17 protein-coding genes and 1 tRNA gene are annotated in these 21,214 nt (G+C 36.5%); 4 read left to right on the top strand and 14 right to left on the bottom strand.

All coding sequences use genetic code 11. From position 1 onward, the window contains the following. Window positions 1-145 precede the first annotated feature (145 nt). Window positions 146-448 (top strand): hypothetical protein, encoded by a 303-nt coding sequence (locus H2677_RS05955; protein WP_023012316.1) that lies wholly within the window; start codon window positions 146-148, stop codon window positions 446-448. 25 nt (window positions 449-473) lie between these two features. Here the strand turns inward: H2677_RS05955 and H2677_RS05950 are convergent, their stop codons facing one another. From H2677_RS05950 to efp, 8 genes are all read right to left on the bottom strand, one after another. After that, window positions 474-1,496: a tyrosine-type recombinase/integrase gene (locus H2677_RS05950; RefSeq protein ID WP_212639357.1), complete on the bottom strand. Its 1,023-nt coding sequence runs from the start codon at window positions 1,494-1,496 to the stop codon at window positions 474-476. 206 nt (window positions 1,497-1,702) lie between these two features. Continuing rightward, a tRNA-Val gene (locus tag H2677_RS05945) sits at window positions 1,703-1,779 on the bottom strand. Between the two features lie 35 nt (window positions 1,780-1,814). Then, on the bottom strand, window positions 1,815-3,803 hold the full coding sequence (locus tag H2677_RS05940) for a transglutaminase family protein (protein WP_212639582.1): 1,989 nt from the start codon (window positions 3,801-3,803) through the stop codon (window positions 1,815-1,817). Window positions 3,804-3,805: 2 nt separating this feature from the next. Beyond that, complete coding sequence (locus H2677_RS05935; RefSeq protein ID WP_099948426.1) at window positions 3,806-4,723, bottom strand: DUF58 domain-containing protein; 918 nt, start codon at window positions 4,721-4,723, stop codon at window positions 3,806-3,808. 13 nt (window positions 4,724-4,736) lie between these two features. Further along, complete coding sequence (locus tag H2677_RS05930; RefSeq protein WP_212639356.1) at window positions 4,737-5,696, bottom strand: AAA family ATPase; 960 nt, start codon at window positions 5,694-5,696, stop codon at window positions 4,737-4,739. A 78-nt stretch (window positions 5,697-5,774) separates the two neighbouring features. Further along, complete coding sequence (locus H2677_RS05925) at window positions 5,775-6,077, bottom strand: YbdD/YjiX family protein (protein WP_126132172.1); 303 nt, start codon at window positions 6,075-6,077, stop codon at window positions 5,775-5,777. Between the two features lie 2 nt (window positions 6,078-6,079). Further along, window positions 6,080-8,182: a carbon starvation CstA family protein gene (locus H2677_RS05920; RefSeq protein WP_212639355.1), complete on the bottom strand. Its 2,103-nt coding sequence runs from the start codon at window positions 8,180-8,182 to the stop codon at window positions 6,080-6,082. 177 nt (window positions 8,183-8,359) lie between these two features. Beyond that, complete coding sequence (gene efp / locus H2677_RS05915; RefSeq protein WP_004913097.1) at window positions 8,360-8,929, bottom strand: elongation factor P; 570 nt, start codon at window positions 8,927-8,929, stop codon at window positions 8,360-8,362. Between the two features lie 87 nt (window positions 8,930-9,016). On the opposite strand from efp, the gene epmB reads away from it, so the two are divergent. The 3 genes from epmB to H2677_RS05900 are packed head-to-tail and all read left to right on the top strand — an operon-like array spanning window position 9,017 to window position 13,886. Continuing rightward, a complete protein-coding gene (gene epmB / locus H2677_RS05910) occupies window positions 9,017-10,033 on the top strand; it encodes an EF-P beta-lysylation protein EpmB (RefSeq protein WP_212639354.1) in 1,017 nt (338 codons plus the stop codon). Window positions 10,034-10,044: 11 nt separating this feature from the next. Beyond that, the gene (locus H2677_RS05905; RefSeq protein WP_212639353.1) at window positions 10,045-11,796 is read left to right on the top strand and encodes a GTPase; all 1,752 of its coding nucleotides are present in this window, start codon (window positions 10,045-10,047) and stop codon (window positions 11,794-11,796) included. After that, window positions 11,778-13,886, top strand: a complete 2,109-nt coding sequence (locus tag H2677_RS05900; protein ID WP_212639352.1) for an EAL domain-containing protein — start codon at window positions 11,778-11,780, stop codon at window positions 13,884-13,886. The genes H2677_RS05905 and H2677_RS05900 overlap by 19 nt, the downstream gene beginning before the upstream one ends. An 87-nt stretch (window positions 13,887-13,973) precedes the next feature. On the opposite strand, the gene rpmE is transcribed toward H2677_RS05900, so the two are convergent. The 6 genes from rpmE to H2677_RS05870 form a co-directional block, all read right to left on the bottom strand. Beyond that, complete coding sequence (rpmE, locus tag H2677_RS05895; protein ID WP_004662919.1) at window positions 13,974-14,198, bottom strand: 50S ribosomal protein L31; 225 nt, start codon at window positions 14,196-14,198, stop codon at window positions 13,974-13,976. 267 nt (window positions 14,199-14,465) lie between these two features. Beyond that, window positions 14,466-15,455, bottom strand: coding sequence for an SDR family NAD(P)-dependent oxidoreductase (locus H2677_RS05890; RefSeq protein ID WP_212639351.1), 990 nt, complete (start codon window positions 15,453-15,455; stop codon window positions 14,466-14,468). Between the two features lie 31 nt (window positions 15,456-15,486). Further along, window positions 15,487-17,175, bottom strand: coding sequence for an alginate export family protein (locus tag H2677_RS05885; protein WP_212639350.1), 1,689 nt, complete (start codon window positions 17,173-17,175; stop codon window positions 15,487-15,489). Between the two features lie 218 nt (window positions 17,176-17,393). Further along, entirely contained in the window at window positions 17,394-18,362 is a 969-nt protein-coding gene (locus tag H2677_RS05880; protein ID WP_212639349.1) for a bile acid:sodium symporter family protein, read from the bottom strand. 138 nt (window positions 18,363-18,500) lie between these two features. Further along, a complete protein-coding gene (gloA, locus tag H2677_RS05875) occupies window positions 18,501-18,902 on the bottom strand; it encodes a lactoylglutathione lyase (RefSeq protein WP_004913115.1) in 402 nt (133 codons plus the stop codon). Between the two features lie 2 nt (window positions 18,903-18,904). Continuing rightward, on the bottom strand, window positions 18,905-21,082 hold the full coding sequence (locus H2677_RS05870; protein WP_212639348.1) for an AmpG family muropeptide MFS transporter: 2,178 nt from the start codon (window positions 21,080-21,082) through the stop codon (window positions 18,905-18,907). Window positions 21,083-21,214: the final 132 nt, after the last annotated feature.

The following is a 21,214-nucleotide window of genomic DNA, read 5'->3' as shown; positions in this document are numbered from 1 at the left end:
GATATAATAAAAAAATAAGTATTTTTTTTATTTTTTAAACATATCTCATCTTTTTTTTAATTAATTTGTTAAAGTCAATTTCCGATTAGTTGTATTGCTGACCCTCTGCAACTATTTTTAAATCTATTTTCTAATTGGAAATAATATGGGAATTCTAAACAAATATGTCATAGTTATTGAATCTGATGCACCTCCACAAGTTTTTCTAAACGACACTATTCCAAAAGTCGGGAAAGTCATTGAACTTAAAACAGAACAACTACCCAAACGTGTAGATGCAGCGTGGTTACAAGAAAGATTCAGTATCTCGCGGAAAACACTTATTGAAAAATTACGAATCTTTAATAAGGGTACTGATACCAAACATCTTTACGATCCGACAGAAGTCATACCAATTTTAGAGAATCTTAATGTCACCAGCAGACGTGGTGCACATCGAAAAAAATAAGGGAGCAATTGCTCCCTTATTTTTTTTAAAATGCATTCATCATTTTAGCAATGTCAGAAGCAGTCGGATTATAGTAAGTATTAATCAGAGTTTTAATATCCCTATGTCCTGTAACTTTAGCCAAGATTTCCACAGGTAATTTGCGTTTATTAACAAATCGAGTAATAGCTTCATGCCGTGTATCATGAAAGTGAATTACATTATTCAATTCTGTTTTCCCAATTGCCCTTTGCCAAATTAATCTAAATGAATTGGAATTATGGGGTATCAATTTTTCTCTATCCATGTAAGGGATAAGGTTTAGAAGATCACGGGCTTCTTTAGATAAGGGAACATCACGAGCATCACCATTTTTTGTGATTGGCAAATGTATGTAGTCAGCATAGATATTGTTACACGTAATCCCTAGAATCTCCCCTTTTCTCATAGCAGTTTCAATCGCAAAAAGAAAAGTCCATGCAACATACTGTCTTGGTGTTTGTGGCTTTGTTCCAAGTTTATAATTAAGCGCCTTAAGTATGATTTCAATTTCACTATGACTTATTAGTCGATTACGGGCGGGAGGCTTAGTTGGCTTAGTGACCTGTGCGAATGGATTGTCTTCAATCAAGAAAAGTTCATTTTTGGCGTAATTAAAAACTGATGTGTATAAACACATTTGTCGATGTACTGTCCCAGGTGCGACTTTCTCTAAACGTTTATCTCGCCATTTTTTTACGTCAATAGGTTTAATTTCATAAATTGACTTTTCAGCAAGTTCACCAAAATAATTTTTAAATGTTTCTCTTTTTATTTGTTGCTTTATGAAGGATTTACCTCTTTTCTTATATCCAACTTCATCATAATATTTCTGACAAAGGACAAAGAATGAAAAATATGGTTTTTGCATCTGAGTTTTTTTAGGATCATACTCAGCTTTCATTTCAAGTAAACGAATAGCAGCCCATTGTTCACACTCTCGTGCAGTATCACGTGTGACACTGTCTCTAAGATTTTTATAGCGTACTTGAATACGCCAAGCATTGCCGCGCTTCACTGGTTTTTGCATAAATCCACCTTGGTGTCGTAGCAGCACCAAACACAAAACCCAAGTGTAAACTTGGGGGCGTTTTGGTGCTAAAACGGAAATAATAAGGTGTTTTTGACGCAGATTTTGACGATTTTAAACCATCAAGCTGACCAATTTAGCATTAAAAACTCTTAAATTACCTTAATTTTAGCGACTTAACTAATTGATAATTAAGTATAAAATTTTGGTAGGTATATCCAGACTCGAACTGGAGACCTCTACGATGTCAACGTAGCGCTCTAACCAACTGAGCTATACACCTAGAATGAAAAGCATGATATTCATTTTTTATAAGCTTCACAAGTTTTTTTGAACCTGTTTTAGTGTAATCGCACAGTCTTTAAGCAAACGCTTAAAGAGCTTGAGATTATTTTCATCCTTTTGTTCCTTAAAAATAATTTTTTGATATAGCACAATAAGTTGTTCAAATGATTGATGACCATTAGCCTGTTCAGATAAACGATGAATCCACATCTGAAATGTCTCAGAATGTCTTTTTCGCAAGTGAATGGGCAACTTTTTCTGAAACTTTTGTATTTCACGCTCGTAAGACGTTTGTTTGGATCTTTGCACCCACCAATAATAAGCCGCATACAAAATTAGAATTGATCCAAATCCTCCGATTAAAATAATCACATAGGCATAACTTGAATTTAATCCTAAACGTGATAACCAATTTTTTTGCTTTTCTACGTCATATCCAACGACTTTACTCTGCCATTGATAACTTAAATAATCACTCCAAATTCGCATGTTTTTTAGCATTTTAAACTGCTGTAAACGCCAAGCTTCTGATTGCTGATCACCCCAGACTGTTTCGTCTTGGGCTAAATAATTTTGCATGCCTGTGTCAATTCTTTGCGGCGCAATCATCGCTGTTGGATCAATTCTTTGCCATTTACCATTTATATAAACTTCACTCCATGCATGTGCATCTAATTGTCTTACTTCCCAACTCTGATTATCAGGTCCTAGTTGCCCCCCTTGATAACCTGTTATCACACGGGCAGGAATACCTGCATAACGCATTAACATTACAAAACTAGATGCATAGTGCTCACAAAACCCTTTACGACTTGAAAATAAAAACTGGTCTATGCGGTTTCCACCCAAAGTTCCGGGAGTTAATGTGTATACAAAACCATTTTTTCGATACCAAGCTAAGACACTTCGGATATATTGGTTCGGTTGATGCTGGCTTTGATTAAATAATGTTTCTGCGAGTTTCTGTGCTTTTGGATCTAATCCTTCAATATACCGAGTGTTTATTTCTATTTGTATTGGATTCAAAACTTCTGATTGGGCAGATATTCTGCCTAACCACAACATTTGTATTGGTTGATTTCGCTTTATCAATTTTGATGGGCGAATACTATCATCCTGATAAACCTGTAAATATCGTTCTTGAGGAACTGAATATTCAAGTCCCATGATCCAATTGGATTGTTCATCAGCTGATAAATATTGGTATTTAACTTGTTTTTGAGTAGCGTAATTCACTCGCTTCAAACTTTGATTTGAATAATGACTGGTCCAAGTTGAACCATCATACATATCCAATACCAATGCTCTCCAATATAAATCATTTCGACTCGGCAACTGATTCATATTTGCCACAATACGAAATGCTAGAGCTGATGATTGCGACAGCTCCGCAATATCACCTGGAGACATACGATCACTAATCCCCGTCGTCGCACGATCTTGTTGAATTGGAATCGCCCACAATGGGGGTAACCGCGGGAAGAAAATAAATAATAAAATAAAAAATGGGGTCGCTACTGCTACAAATTTAAATATCTGCTTTAAATCACGTCTGAACTGGTTTGATGCTGTTTTTTGCTGAAAAAGTGCGGTTTGAATGCGATATAACCCAACCATACACATGATAAATACAGAAAATACGATTAGCGCCATCCAGAATGCTTGACTATGCAATAACAGACTAGCACTGACAAATAATGCGAAGTTAAATACAACCAATAGATCTCGAGTATTTTTAACTTCCATTGTCTTTGCAATTAAACAGGTACAAAGAAATGCAACTCCAGCTTCCACACCAAATAAGCTTCGGTATTGTAGAAAGATCAAGGCAATAGAAACTATCGTAAATGGAACAAGAATCCAATTCGAAAACGCTGTGATTTGATTCTTTAAGTATCCCCAAACCAAAACCAACAATACGACAGCCCATAGACCACTCAAAGTAAATGGAATAAACGGGATTTGTCCAATTAGTATTAAGACTAGCGCAACTAAAATACAGAAATAAATTTGTTTATTCATCATCAAGCCTGCGCCAGCAAAAGTTTAGCCTTGATTAACTGTGATTGACCTTGTCCACTTTCTAATCGTGCATGAGGCAATATCACAGCATAGTCATCTCCCAATAGTTCGCATTGCTCAATTAAACCCATCATAAAACTCAGTTTTTGTTCATGCCCTTGTGCAGGTATTTGTTGATAATCTATTTCTAAATATTGATGATTGGCTTGAGTTTCGAACATTTTAATAAAAAATCCTTGTCCTCTTGCAACCTGTTTCCAAGCTACATTTTGATAGGAATCACCATGTTGAAATGCTCTTAGCTCTTTAAACTCATCTAAGCTGTCTTGAGCATTGGTAGGTTGGCTTTTATGTTCTTTTTGCCAATCGTGAGCTTTGGGAGCAATCCACACCTTATACTTAGGATATAAATAAGTCCATGCACGCACTAAACCGAATGGGTAAGTAGAATAAATTTTTATGGGTGAAAAATCGTATTGTCCTCGAGCATTTGGGTAAAATGGCAACTCAAAAATTTGTTGAGTATGCTCAAAACAGAAAAAATGTTCTTTGTCTTCACTAATAATTCTGAGATATCGAGTAAAAATACTTTTTTGTTTAAACATTATTTTTAGTGTAAATGAGTTATCCACTTGCCCTATCTCAGGAAAGACAAGCTCTATATCCAGCCGATGTAACTGCTTAAAAGTAAGATAAAAACTAATCCATAAAATTGCACTAATTAAAAAACAAAAACCTAGAATTAAGTTATTTGCGTAGTTAATGCCTGCAATAAACGTAATCAAAATTAACACAAGATATAAAAAACCTTGCCTATATAAAAAGATCAAAATATCTTTTTGTGTAAGTCGTTTCTTTTCATCAATTTGGAATCGTTTTGCAATCCAGTTTTGTAGTGGATGCTTGAATAATTTTTGCATATCCCACTCTCAACTAGAATGCCTCTACCGATTCTAAAATTTTTCTTACTTCATTTTCACCCAAACTGAGACGATGTGAAACTACAGATATAAACACCATCTGCACATCATCTGTAGTTACAAAAGCTCGTCCTTCTACTAATGCATAAGCTTGGGATGCAGCTTTTAATGCCAATACTCCACGTGTTGATAAACCATGACGCTGCTTACGTGTTTCAGCGGCTAAATCTAAAATATAGTTAAGTACAGCATCACTTAAAAAAACTTGTTTAGCGAGTTCACGTAAATGCAAAATATCCGCTTGATTAAATACAGAATCCAATTGATGAATAAGAAGCTGACGTGAACTTTGTTGAAGTAAAAGTTTTTCAGCTTGACGAGATGGATAACCCAAAGATAAACGCATTAAAAAACGATCTAGCTGAGACTCAGGCAAAGCATAGGTTCCACTTTGAAAAAGTGGGTTTTGCGTAGCCAGTACCCAAAAAGGTTGAGGTAATTCATAGTGAATACCATCAACTGTAACAGCCCCTTCTTCCATTGCTTCGAGCAACGCGCTTTGCGTTTTAGGGCTACAACGATTAATTTCATCCGCAAGTAAAATTTGAGTAAAGACAGGTCCTTTTTTAAATTCAAAAATATGTTCTTTTTGATTAAAAATATTGATGCCAATCACATCACTCGCCAGCATATCATTGGTAAATTGGATTCGTTGAAAATGCAGTCCCGCCAAACGAGCTAAAGCACTGGCTAATGTTGTTTTACCCAAGCCTGGTAAATCTTCAAATAGCACATGACCGCCAGCCAACAAACAAGTCAATGCAAGTTTAGTTTGTTGTGGTTTATCTAAGATCAGCTCATTCACTTGAATAAGGAAACTTTCTATTTTATGGCTAAAGCTTTTAATATCTTGTTCTAGTTGCTGATTTTGTACTTTTTTTTCTTGAACAGAAGCTTTTTCCATGCCCCACATAATTCTATCCCCAAAATAAAACAGTGTATGCCTCAACATACACTGTTTTGATTTTTTTTCAAAGAAATCAAACGACTTCTAGCAAGGACATTTTTTCATATTCCCGCCTGATGATGGGTAACGCGCATCTACACAGTGACGATAAAAAGTCTTCGCATCCATCGGTGTCAAATCTGGATGATGCTGTTGCATATGTCTGAGATAGTTTTCGTAATCTGGTACTCCAACCATTAAACGAAAACTTTTTTGCAAGTTTTGCCACAGAAGTGCGATACGAGACCAATTTCTTGGTGAGAAAATCAGGTGTTTTTGCGACATAATCGTGAATTTAATAATCTTCACGATTACAGAACCACCTTCTTTCGCAATTTTGAAATCCATGCTTACTCTCCCTTCACGCTATTCGCAGCCATCGGTACATCTGAATAAACAGCAGGTGCCTCATTCACTGTAGGTGTTGAACTTGCTAATGCTTTTCGAATTGCTCCAATAGATGCAATTACCATTACGATAGCAACAATCATAAAGAATCCACACAACACTGCGTTGATTTGATTGGACATCACAATTGTTTGCATCTCTGCTACTGTTTTCGCCGGAGCGAGTAGCTCCCCACGTGCAATCGCATCAGAAAAACGGTTCGCTTGAGCAAGGAAACCAATCTTTGGATTCTCATGGAAGATTTTTTGCCAACCTGCAGTCATAGAAGTAATAAATAAGAAAACTGTTGGGACGATAGTGACCCATACATATTTCTCTTTCTTCATCTTGAATAAAATTACCGTACCCAAGATTAATGCCATTGATGCAAGAATTTGGTTACCAATACCAAAGAGTGGCCATAACGAATTAATACCACCTAGAGGATCAACGACACCTTGATAAACGAAGAAGCCCCAGCCAGCAACCGCAACAAAAGTTCCAACTAAGTTTCCAAAAAAAGAGCTAGATTGTTTAACCGCAGGTACAACAATCCCGACCGTATCTTGCACCATAAAACGACAAGCACGTGTTCCTGCATCAACCGCTGTCAAAATAAATAATGCTTCAAACAGGATCGCGAAGTGATACCAAAAAGCCATCATTGAACGACTATTGAAAATTTCAGAAATGATATGAGCCATACCAATCGCAAAAGTTGGAGCACCACCTGTGCGAGATAAAATGGAGCTCTCACCCACTTCTTGTGCGAGTACAGTTAACATTTCTGGTGTAACGATGAAACCTAAATTACGAACAGCTTCAGCAGCCGTATCAACCGTTGTACCTAACACTGCTGCAGGAGCATTAATCGCAAAATAGATTCCTGGATCAAGCACAGTCGCACAAATCATTGCCATAATGCCGACAAAAGATTCCATCAACATTCCACCGTAACCGATCATACGAATATTTACTTCGTTATCGACAAGCTTAGGCGTTGTACCAGAAGAAACTAATGCATGGAAACCAGAAATGGCACCACAAGCAATCGTAATAAATAAAAATGGAAATAATGTCCCTGCGAAAACAGGTCCTGTACCATCTATAAAATGCGTTACCGCAGGCATTTTCAAATCAGGCATTGCAAAGACAATACCGATCGCCAAGCCAGCAATTACACCAATTTTAAGAAATGTTGATAAATAATCACGTGGTGCTAACAGTAGCCAAACAGGTAAGACTGATGCAATAAAACCATAAATGATTAATGCCCATGTCAATTGCGTTCCACTTAAGGTAAATAACTGTCCCCAATACGGATCTTTTGCGACATCACCACCAAACACAATCGCGGCCATCATTAAGACGAAACCAATGATGGAGACTTCTGCAATTTTACCTGGACGCAGATAACGCATGTACACTCCCATAAACAATGCAATAGGAATCGTTGCAGCAATACTGAATACACCCCAAGGGCTATGAGCTAATGCTTTGACCACAACCAATGCAAGTACTGCTAGAATAATCACCATCACGCCCAATGTACCTAGCATGACGATAACACCAGCAAATGTACCCAATTCCTGCTTTGCCATTTCACCCAGTGAACGACCATCACGACGTGTGGAGATAAACAGCACAAGAAAATCTTGAACTGCACCTGCAATCACAACACCGACGAGCAACCAAATTGTTCCTGGTAAATAACCCATCTGAGCCGCTAGAATTGGTCCCACTAAAGGACCAGCACCAGCAATCGCCGCAAAATGATGCCCAAATAATACGTATTTATTGGTAGGAACATAATCCAAACCATCGTTTAAACGATGAGCTGGGGTTAATCGCCTTGGGTTTAATTCAAAAACCTTGTTTGCGATAAATAAACTGTAGAACCGATATGCAATGCTATATACACAGACAGCAGCGAGAACCAACCAAACTGCATTTACATGCTCACCGCGACTCACCGCCAATATCCCAAAAGAAATTGCCCCGATAATGGCAACTAAACTCCATAGAATCTTAGAGGAAAGCGATGTTTTTGCTTGTGTTATCTCCATTCAAAACCTCTCAAATATTTCACTTTTGGTGATTTGGATTTCCATTCCTATATTTTCTTTAGAAAATATCTTCGTGAGTTTATCGTTTATTAAAATAGTTTTATCTAATACTTTGGCATAAAAAAAGGGATGATTCTTTATCATCCCTTCGATAATCGTATACTTTGTGTTTAACGATTACGCACGCTCTAGGTAGTCACCAGTACGAGTATCTACACGAACGCTTTCTTCTTGCTGAACGAATAATGGAACACGTACCACAGCACCTGTTTCAAGTTTCGCTGGCTTACCTCCGCCGCCAGAAGTGTCACCACGTACACCTGGATCAGTCTCAACGATTTTGAGCACAACAAAGTTTGGTGGGCTTACAGTTAAAGGTACACCATTAAATAACATGATTGTACATTTTTCATTTGAATCATCTTTTAACCATTTTGCAGCGTCGCCCATTGCTGTTTTATCAGCAGCGATTTGCTCAAAAGTTACTGGATCCATAAAGTTCCACATTTCGCCATCGTTGTAGAGGTATTCCATTTCTACTTCTACGATATCAGCAGCTTCTAAAGAATCACCTGATTTGAATGTTTTTTCTAATACTTTACCAGAGCGAAGGTTACGTAATTTTACGCGGTTAAACGCCTGACCCTTACCTGGTTTTACATATTCATTTTCCATGATTGAACATGGGTTACCATCCAGCATGACCTTAAGGCCAGCTTTAAAATCATTTGTAGAATAATAGGCCATGAAAGGCGCACTCCAACTTAAAACTCAAATCTATTAATGCTAGACTAGGCCAATAGCCTTTAGGCTAACACTATTTTAACGTATGGCATGATAAACTATTTACATCAAGAGAAAAACTGGCAATCACAACTCAGTGATCTAATTACTGATCCTTTAGAGTTGTTAAATCTGCTTGAGTTATCCACTGAACAGTTATTATCAGGGGCAATCCTTGCCTCTGAACAGTTCAAATTACGTGTTCCACGCGCATTCGTCGGAAAAATGAGCATTGGAGATCCTTTTGATCCCTTATTGCTACAAGTTTTACCCCATCATTTAGAACTTGAAGACCATCCAGAATTTGTTACTGACCCACTTGGTGAAGAAGCAGCTAATCAAATGGCTGGAGTTCTACATAAATATCAATCACGTTTTTTACTGACTTTAACGGGTGCATGTGCGATTCATTGTCGTTATTGTTTCCGTCGCCATTTCCCCTATCAAGAAAACCTACCCAAAAATGATGATTGGATTAATATCAAACAGTATATTGAGCAAAATCCTAAAATTAATGAAGTAATTTTGAGTGGCGGAGATCCTCTAACTTTATCAAATCGAAAATTAGCACTTTGGTTGGAACGTCTAGCATCTCTCCCTCAGATTAAGATTCTGAGAATTCATTCACGTGTTCCCGTCGTTATTCCAAATCGAATCGATGAAGAGCTGATTTCTATATTAAAAAACAGTAGGCTACGCATTGTAGTAGTGATACACTCAAATCACGCAGCTGAACTTGACGACTTTACTTGTTCAAAGTTATTACAGTTATCAGAACACCATATTACAGTGCTAAATCAAGCAGTTTTACTCAAAGGTGTGAATGATTCTGCAGAAATTTTGAATAATTTAAGTTTGCGTTTATTTGACGCGCGTGTAATGCCTTATTATCTTCATGTATTGGATAAAGTAAAAGGCGCTCAACATTTTGATTTAAGGTCTTCAGAGATAGATCATATATATACTGATGTTTTAGCGAGTTTACCTGGATATCTTGTCCCTAAACTCGTAAGGGAAATTGCGGGCGAAAAAAATAAAACACCGCTTTTTGGGGTTCAAACGTTCTGAGATTGATTACAATGATGGATAATGCATTTTCGGATATTTTTCAAATTCCCACTGTTTTAAGAAGGGATAAACTCAGTTTTTGTGATTCAAACACTAAAAGCTTGAACGAATGGATTTCAACACTTGCCATAATGCAATTGGGTGATACCTCTAAAGCATTATTCTCAGCTTTACTTGAGCTAAGTGAATTAGAATGCTCAGAAACTTTGCGTTTTGATTTAATACAGACACTACACCCCACCATCGAAAATGTTTTAGGTAGTCTAGAAAAGAATTTTTTTAATCAAGGTGTCATCACCTCTGATCGTAATGAACACATTATAGAACTAGCAATGCTTTTGCGTTGTTACTTCGCAGCGATTTATATCAATATTGTTCGCCGAAGTAGCGATCAACTTGAGCATCAAAAATTCTCTTTTTTTGCATTAAATCAAAAGAAAAATCTCCAGACTGCAATAACCTTAGCGACTTTCCAAGCATTGCAACAACTCACTCAACTCCTGTATCAGCAACATATGCTTTATAGTGAACCTGTTGCAGGACAATGGCTCATTGCTCACCAATTGTATGATGCAGCTGTAACTCATAAATATCATCTCACTACTTTGGAACAACCAGCAGGCAAACCAAGTCTCAATAATGTTGCTCAAGCATACGCTCAACTTATTTTGCTGGATATCTTTAACACCAATCAAATTCGCCAATCTGAAATTCAAGCTTTATTCCAATGCAGCTTTGACTGGGCGAAAATGCTGCAACTATTACCAAAGGAAACTGAGTTAACCAAATATGTAGTTGATACCAGTAAAGATCACCCACCTATTTATAATAAGAAACAGAGTTCGGGATTTAATCCAAATATTTTCATCAGCACCAATAGTCTTTTAGATCATGTCACTGCAACACTTCACAAAAATGCAGAATATATTTCTAAAAATGAAAAAATCTATTTAACACCTGCGCTGAAGTTCCATGTTCAAACGATTCTTGGCACCACTGCAGAACGACGTCACGAGCGTTATGAGTACTCTGCGCAGTTGCATATTTGTTTTGGATTACTCACCGCTCATTTCTATCTATCTAAAGCAAAGAACTTCGCTGAAACTCTTCAACTTGAACATGGCTATGGATTACAAAGCGAATCTCGATTTTTGTCATCGTGGGATAAAAAAGAATCTTCTGACAATCAAGAATCTTCCATCCAACGTTTAAGCCGTGAAAGTAAAGCAGTTTACCAAGCAGACATTCTTGATATTAGTGTAAATGGATATCGTATTAAATGGACGACTGAAGCACCTAAAAACCTTCGGACTGGCGAATATATATTGGTGAAAGAAACCTCACATGGTCATTGGCGAGGAGGTGTTATTCGCTGGCTTAAACAATCCAGTGAAAAAAGCCTTGAACTCGGTTTAGAGGTTTTAGCACAAGATATTTTCCCATGTGCAGTACGTATTCAATCTGACCGCCACGTGAGTAATTACCACCCTGCACTTATTTTAAAAAATCAGAATCTGGATGAAACAAAAACAACAATCATATTGCCAGGTTCGCAAATTTTCAGAGAACAGCAAGCTGTTCATTTACGATTGGGGAAAGAGGAAGTAAAAGTGTACTTATTAACAGCACAGTTAATTACCCAAAGTTTTGTCCAGTTTGATTTCGAATTGCTCAATGAAGAAGATGAACCTAGTCTTCAAAAATTTATGGCACAAAAGAATATGGATACAAATGATCAAGATTTATGGGAAGCATTGAAGTGAGAAATTCTTTACTCTCTAAAAAGTTAAAACGTACTGAAACACGCTTATTAATTATTGATGATAACCAACTTCGTTATAATCAAATTTTGCAATTATTTTCTGCACAAGAACATCAAGTCCAAGCTTGTCTATTGGATGATTTTAAAACATTTGAAAAGCAACTGAATCTACCTTGGGATATGGTGATTTTCGGTCGAGCTTATGATTTAAAAATCGAACAAACTCTCTCTTTGATTCAAGCATCATCACAACCTAATTTGCCCGTTTTATTGCTTGAACCAGAAGACTTCGATGCGCAACAGTATCAAAACTATATTCATAAAGGCATCTATGATGTTCTTAGTTTAAAATCCCCTGATCATTTTTATATCAGCATCATTCGTGCATTATCATATAGCCGATTGGTGCAAGCTGAACATCGTCTATTGAATGAATTAGAAGCCGCACAAACACAAGCACAATCTTTAGTTGCAGAAACTCATAAAGCGGTCGCAGTATTACAAGAAGGAATTCATTTCAGTGCCAACAAAGAGTATGCGACTCTTTTTGGTTTCGAGAATGAAGATGATTTGATTGGTTTACCATTACTAGATGTTTTACAACCTGAAGATTTGGCTCAATTTAAACTACGCTTCAAGAAGATTTCTCAAGGTCAATTTGAACATGCTCGCTTTGAGATCAAAACACTCAATTCAAATGTAAAAAACAATCCATTACATGTAGAGTTTTTACCATCTGGAAATGATGATGAAATTCAACTCAATATCGAATGTCCTTCTCAAGCCACACAAAAATCCGAACCAACTACAGTCGCGCCTACTGTAACGATTGCTCCAGCAGAAAAACTTTCAAGTTTAAATTCATCTTTACAACAAATTAATCGCCATCTTAACAATCATCCTGCAAATGTAAATGCCTTAGTTTTATTTGGCTTAAATCATTGTCCAAATGAAGTTTTTCAATCTGATTGGCGTGGAACAAAGTCTTATTTTTCTAATATTCAAAATTTCATTAAAGAACAAGTCAACGCCCCAATTCATCAAATTGAAACAGCACTGTATGCAGGCTTAATCCAAGCTGAATCCAAAGAAGTATTAAACTCATTATTGATTGGTTTAAATGGTCTACAAAAACCTCAACTTCTTGTAACAGATAATCACACCTTTCCACTCCAATTAAAATTAGGATATTGTGAGTTAAATCAACCAATTTCAAATGAAACTGCTTTTGAACAATTACTCTCAAAAGCTTTTGCTACACCACTTCCTGTTTTCAATAGTCAAAAGATAGATGCCGATATAGGTCTTACAACCGAACATATTCAAACCTCTGTTAAATTAACCTTATTACAAGAGTTAAAACAGAAACTAGATGCAGGATCGATCCAATTAAAATATCAACAACTATATGATAAGCAGGATCAACATACTCATACCTATGAGGTTACAGCAGGATTTATTCATGATAATCAATGGATTGATTTAAGTGATCTAGCCGATTTAAAAGATGATCCTGAGTTATCTGTACAACTTGACCGCTGGATTCTTGTAGAAGCGTGTAAACAACTACACAACTTTATTACCCAATATCCAAAAGCTAAACTAATCGTTAATTTGAACCATCACATTCTAATTAATGATAAAAAATTACCTGAATTGGTCGCAAAACTTCTTACGATTATTGGAAGCAAACAAGCTCATCCGCTTATTGTCCAATTCTCAGAGCATAGTCTGCAACAAAATCTGTCTCAAGCTCAGCAGCAAGTCGCTCTGCTGCGTCAATACGGTGCTGAAATTTCAATACGCAATTTTGGTGATTCACTTTATAGCGAATCTATTCTTACGCAAATTGATACCCAATATTTATGCCTACATAGCAAACTTTCCAAGATGTTAGCTAGCGAGAAAGACATGGCAAAACTGCAGGAAAAAATTCTGAATTTCATCGGTATGAAATCTGTAGAAATTTTACTGACTGATTTAAATGATATGAATTTATTCGCAAATGCTTGGAATGTTGAAGCGCGCTTCTTACAAGGCAACTACTTCCAAAAGAAACTTGATCGCTTAACTGACGTACAAGATCAATAGAAATCTACTAGCCTCTCCTTTTACAAAGGAGAGGCTTTAGAGACAACAAAAAACGGGCATATTGCCCGTTTTTTGTTTTTCTTGATATTAACGTTTGATAGAACGTGACATACCAGAGAAACGTTGTTTGAACTTGTCGATACGACCACCAGTATCTACATTCTTTTGTTTACCAGTATAGAATGGGTGGCAAGCTGAACATACGTCAAGATAAAGAGTTTCTTTACCAAGTGCAGAACGAGTTTCGATTACGTTACCGCATGAGCAAGTAGCAACTAATTTTTCGTATTTAGGGTGAATATCGGCGCGCATGGTCGATGCTCCTATTTAGTAAGAAAGGCTTAAGCTGTTATCGCAATTGATCACTCTCAAGATGAGGAAAGCAGAGTTTTAATACTCGCAGATCAATACCACAACAGACCATTTCTTTTGACTCACCGAGACATCTTAGGTCAGAGCAAAGCCAACAAGTGGGGAGTATTATACACATTTCCAATAAATTTAAAATATGTAAATACTCACGAAGACATTGAAAAACTAACTTAATTATTTTGGAGACTAGTTTGTCTTATAAGGCCATTAAAAAGTAGTCCATCCACCATCGGTAGCCCAAGTTGCACCTGTAATGTTTGAAGCTTCATCTGATAGTAAAAATAAAATAACACTAGCTTGTTCTGCAGGTGTAGACATTCTATGTTTGGAATCAGCAAACATTAAAAGACTTTGAGTTTTCAACATCGCCGTATTAGGCATTTTTGCCAACTCAGGATTTTTTGCTCGTTCTTTTTGTAACGTAGCTACTTTTTTAAAGGCTGCATCTGTCATTGCGGTTTCGGTAGCGGCCATATTTACTGAATTTACTCTTATCCCATAAGGTGCATAATCAATTGCAGCATTTTTAGTGAGACCAGTAACCGCATGCTTACTTGCCACATATGCTGGATTTCCCGCTAAACCCGTCAACCCAGCGATAGAACCAATATTTACAATCGCTCCACCTTTATTTTGTTTCACCATTTGCTTTAATTCAGAACGTAATGAACAAAACATTCCAGTTGCATTAACTGCTAAAGTTTGGTTCCAATATTCATCTGTAGCTTCGTGTATTGGGGCAAATAGTTCTTTTTTTTGCTTTTCAACATTTACCACAGCATCAGGTGGTACTGCATCCATAACTCCTGCTGCATTTAACACCCCGTCTAGTTGCCCATATTTCTTAATCGTTTCTTCAACCATCAAATTACATGCTGGTGTTTTACTTATATCAGCTTGTACAAAAATTGCATTCCCTCCCATTTTTTGGATTTCATCAACAGTATCTTGTCCTTCCTTAACCAATACATCAGCAATTACAATATTTGCACCCTCTTTCGATGCACGAATTGCGGATGCCTTTCCAATTCCCCTCGCACCGCCAGTAATTAACAAAGTTTTTCCTTTAAAACGATCTTTTGTAAAGTATTGGTCTGAAATTGGTTGCACATCTATCGCATAGACATTGGTGACAAGGGCTGAACATAACAACGCTGAGCTAAGTGCAAATCCTACTTTTACCTTTTTCTTAAACATCAAAATTTCCTCAACAATGATACTAAATTGATTAAAATGCGTATCGAACAAAAAGCATAGAACTCCACCAATCTTTGACCCCATCACCTAATGCATTTTTTACCGCATCGCTAGGTTGGGTATAGGCCAATTGACCGTGAACATATAAATTTCTTGAATAATAATATTTTGCAGAAACATTAAACTCTCTACCATAATCCTTAGAATGGATGAATGACAAAGCTGGATTGCCGCCTAAGTTTAATTTTGAATCCGCTCTAAACAACCAAAACTGCGGCACAACTTCTACTTTTGGGTGAGGTTTGAACCGCAACTGAACACGATGTGTTTTTAAATTAGAGTTTTGAACAATCTTAAAGTGATTCACACCTTGAACCCATTGTTCGCCATTCCCTCCTGAAAATAATGGATCCCATCTTTCATATTGTTGTGTATTTGGATCATCACCTGAGAAACTTGCATAACGATAACCTAATGAAGGAGACATCGTTAAATCTGACCATTGATAAGCCAGCTCATAACTAGATGCCTGTGCACGCATTTTGAAATCTTCATGAGACTGTTGTGCATATTCTGTTGCAAAAAGCCAAGATGACTTGCCATTAATTGAAGGTTGCCATCTAAAACGCCCATCTATTACACGTAAACCATCACGAGTTTGACTTGAACCATTTGGCAAATAATATGTAGAAGTTGAATGAGGAACTGTTAAATAACTCATCCCAAAATCTATAACATTAAAAATATTAGTTTGAATGTTTACCCCTTGAATCTTTGTTTCTGAATCAATAACGGGTAATTCATCTGGATCTAAATAAAATATTTCAAATTTTGTTTTGTTATATTGCAACTGAGACTGAAAAACCAAATCACTAGCCCAACGAGCATTTGATTGTAATGCTGCACGATCAGAACCATTTGAGGCAGTATTAATAATCAATAAACCATCACCTAAACTAAATTTTTGACGCCCTATCGAAGTATTAGAAACGATTCTATTTCCAGATGTTGTGGTTCTACCTGTTACAATTCCAACATATGCATCTTCAACAGCAAAATGATTTCGAGTTTGATCAGTAAACAACTCCTGCCCTGTAGAGAGAGTACCTATCGTACTTAAACCTCCATAAGTAAAAGTATTCGAATTTAAAGGATACATTCCATATAAACCTGCATGAAAAAAAGCTTCAAGCCAATCATCATAACCATCACCTGCTGGATTTCCATCAACCAATGGATTTCCATTCAACATCTTACCAGGCTGAGCATACCAAGCATTATTATTAGCATAATACATACTTAATAACTCTAATTTGGCTTTGAGGTATTTACCATTACTGTCATATAGCAAAGGCAAAGTTTTTTTATTTTTATCAATTAAATAACCTTTTGGCGTAAGTGATTGCTTATCATTTAATGTTGCTTTTAATGTGAGATTTAAGCCTCCTCCCATGCTAGTTTCTGCATCATACGATAGGCTGTCTAAGCTAAGTGTATTTCTAACTCTAGTTGTTATGAAATCTAATCTTTCTGCTGAAACAATCTCACCAGGAAAAATTGCAATATCCTTCCGAATCTGATCCATAATTCTTTGATTTAGAGTTTGATCTTGAGTCGGATTAATTAGACTTACATTTATGGTATCAACTCTAATATTACCGCTTTCTTCATAAGGAAATGTATTTGCTAATGTCACAGTCGGTATGAACGAACATGCCATATAAATTGCTATTAACGGAGATACTCTTCTTACTTTTTTTATCATTGTATTAATCTTTGATATTGATGAACATTAGCTAAATTAGACATGTCTAATCACTTGATTATAAATATTACATACCTACCAATTAATCTCAATCGAAGATTAATTGGTCGATACATACTTTTTTCACCATATATCGAATACTGACTATTGAAATTTGATAAATTCAAAAGAACTTATGTTGGATTATTTTTTGACCAATAATTCGCAATTACCCCACAGACCATCAACTGAATTTGATGAAAAATCATGATGGGTAATACAATCATTCCTAAAGGCTGCCCAATAAAAAGAATTTGAGCCATTGGAACACCACTCGCTAAAGTTTTTTTAGAACTACAAAAGAAAATCGTAATTTGATCCGCCTGATTGAATCCCAACCATTTAGGTAAATACAATGCAAGTAACATTACTATGGTAAGTAAAACTGAACATGCCAGTGTTAAATAAATCAATGTAATTCCGCTTACTTGTTGCCATAGACCAGCGACAACTGCGCTACTAAATGCGCCATAAACAACCATGAGGATTGAACCCTGATCAAAAACCTTTACAACGCTCGGAAATTTACGCATTTGTGGGAAAATAAATGGTCTTAATAATTGACCTAATATAAATGGCACAAGCAGCAATAATGTAATTTGTACAATTGATTTTGTCGGGTCAAAATCATGTTGACTTTGCCCTAAGATAAAATAGCTGACCAAAATCGGTGTGATAAACATGCCTATAATATTAGAAAAAGAAGCACTGCACACTGCACCCGCTACATTCCCTTTAGCCATAGACGTAAATGCAATCGAAGACTGAACCGTGGAAGGTAAGAAACACATAAACAAAAAGCCCCAATATAACTGTTGCCCCAATACTGGTTCTAAAACAGGTCTCGACAAAAGCCCAATCAATGGGAAAATCAAAAAAGTAAAAATAAAGACTAAAGCATGCATTCTCCAATGCAACATTCCCTCTATGACAGCTTCACGTGATAATTTTGCACCATGTAAAAAGAAAAGAACGGCTATTGCGACTGTCGTTAAAATATTAAAATAAAAAGCAAACTGACCTGATATAGGTAACAATGTGGCTAATAAGACCATGAGTACCAATAAAATCGTAAAGCGATCTAGTGCTAATAACTTCAACATAATTCTTTCCCTGACCTACCCTCAAAATAATAAAAAAGCCCAATATGATATTGTTGACCATTTGATCAAACCATCATACTGAGCTCTATAAATAAAGCTAGTTTTTAAATAATTAGACCTCAGTCTAACGCATTAAAACTAATTATTTCTTGCATTCTGATCTTGTTGAATAAGTTCAACTTTGTAGCCATCTGGATCTTCAACAAAAGCAATGACCGTCACACCACCTTTCATAGGCCCAGCTTCACGGACGACCTTACCGCCACGAGCTTTAATCTCTTCACATGCTTTATAAGCATCATCAACACCAATTGCGATATGACCATAAGCATTGCCTAAATCATAACTAGATGTATCCCAATTATGAGTTAATTCAAGCACCGTATTGTTCTGCTCATCACCGTAACCCACAAATGCGAGTGTAAAACGTCCTTCTTCGTAATCACGTTTGCGAAGTAATTGCATACCAAGCACTTCAGTATAGAACTTGAGAGATTGTTCTAAATTACCTACTCGTAGCATTGTATGTAACATGCGCATAGTTATTCACCTGTCTGTTGTGTTGTTTGGTTTCGTTCATGATCACGTAATAATTTCGCAACCCAAACCACTAAAATTAGAATCGGAATACCGATTAAAGTCGTCATTAAAAAGAAATTTGGATAACCAATATTACTCACGATTGTTCCTGAATAACCACCCAATAGTTTTGGCGTTAATGTCATTAAAGAACTAAAAATTGCGTATTGAACCGCTGTAAATGAAACACTGGTTAAACTCGATAAAAAAGCAATGAATGCTGCACCAGCCAATCCAGATGCTAAATTATCCATAATAATCGCCAAATATAACCATAAGGTACTGTAGCTTTTAATGACTTTACCAGAAAGTTCAACTGAGCTTTTTTGATCTGGTTGGATTACTTGCACTGGTTGAACATCCATATCTAAAGCGGACTGTGGATGTGTTGCTGTATCAATAAAATAAGGTCTACTTGTAGCTAATTCAGTTTGGTTGTTGTTTTTAAAATTAACTGAAGCTTTAACTAACTTCGTTGGAGAGTTTAATAAAACCTTCCCATCAACTGCTCCAGTGAATATTCCATGAGGATCAACTTTAGCAACAATTTCTTTATCGTCAACCATAATGACAACTGGACGCTCTGTGTCTAATGTATCAACATTTACGCCAGCAAGCTGACCTTTAATAACTAAACTTTGCTTTAAGTCATTTGAGCTAAGTTGATCATTACCACTCATTGGTAATAATTGAATCTGAGGCTTTTGAGATGCAATCAGATATGGAACTGTTAATTGAAACTTTGAGTCCGCTTCTTGCTGATATTGACTAGTGACTTGGATATCTTTTGCTTTTAATAACTGTTCACTTGATACAGATAATTTCCAATACCCCACCTCATCCGTATCTACTTTATAGTGCTTATCTGCGATTTGTACCTCAACCTGAGCTAAAGGTTTGCCTGAGTTTACCAAGCCGATAAAAATCAAATTGGTAGAACTGGCTAAAACAGCACCAACAAACATTAACTTCATAATGTTCATTCGCTGTGCCAACAAGCCTCCAAGAAAGCCACCGACAAGGCTAAATAAAACACCATATATTTTTACTGCTTCAGCAATTTGCTCTTTAGTAAAATTCAAGTCCTGATAAAAAACATTTGAAATGACGCCAGCAATAATGTCTGAAATTCTAAAAAAACCAATAAGTAGTAATAATACTAAAGCGAGTTTCAGACCATAGCGTTTGAAGAAATCAAGAATCGGCGCAACCCATGTTTCTTTCGCCATCTGCTGATTTACGACACCAGCTTTTACTAACCCAGAACCAACCAATAAAGCGACTGCTGTTGCGGTCAAAAAGCGAAGCGCTTCTAAACCAAATAAAGCTGCGGTATCTTTAATCTCAGCCGAAGTGGTGATGTAATTTGTGAGATTACCTGAATAGATATAGCTCACGACAAAACTTGCAACAGCAACAAAAAATACCAATACCAAACGATAATAATCTGTCTTTTTATAATCTTTATAAATTCGATTTACTTGTGGTTCACGAATACTTAGAGTAGTGATGATCCCGACACTCATGACTGCTGCCATGGCTAAGTAAGTATACTTCCAAGCTTCGTAGATATAATTCCCCTTGGCAGTTCCTAAGTAAGCCGCAAGAAATAATGCACCAGCACCAGCAACAATCATTCCGATGCGATAACCTGCATTGTATGTCGATGCTAAGACAGTTTGCATTTCTGTTTCAGCTAACTCGATACGATAGGCATCAATCACAATATCTTGCGTAGCTGCGGAAAAGCCAAGTAATACTGCCCCAACCGCCATTTGAATAATATAACTTTGACCAAGAGCTGGGTCTGAAAATGCCATGATACAAATCGCACATATAATTAAACACTGTGCAATTAATAGCCATGCTCGACGTCGCCCTAATGTGCGTGTTAGAAATGGGACAGGCAACTCATCAATTAATGGTGCCCAAACAAATTTAAAAGAATAGCCTAATGCAGCCCAACTAAAAAAAGTTACTGCGCTTTTTTCAATTCCTGCCTCACCTAGCCATAAAGATAAGCTAGAAAAAATGAGTAAAATCGGTATCCCCGCTGAGAAACCTAAAAATAACATAATCAAAGCACGGCGATCTAAAAATGCTTTAAATGCAGATGCCCAACCTGTGGTTTGTGTTGTCATTGGTTATTATTTTCCATGAACATGCCTGAATGTGCCTATTCAATCGTTTCTTGTGTTCGCTTGCAAGTTGCTTTGTGCAACCATTGTTTTGTTTTGTCGATAAAAAACACAAGTTCGCTTGATCTTTAGACC

This window comes from Acinetobacter junii (assembly GCF_018336855.1).
Classification (GTDB): Bacteria; Pseudomonadota; Gammaproteobacteria; order Pseudomonadales; family Moraxellaceae; genus Acinetobacter; species Acinetobacter junii.
The sequence above is the reverse complement of the archived record's forward strand: the minus strand, read 5'-3'. Positions and strand labels throughout refer to the sequence as shown.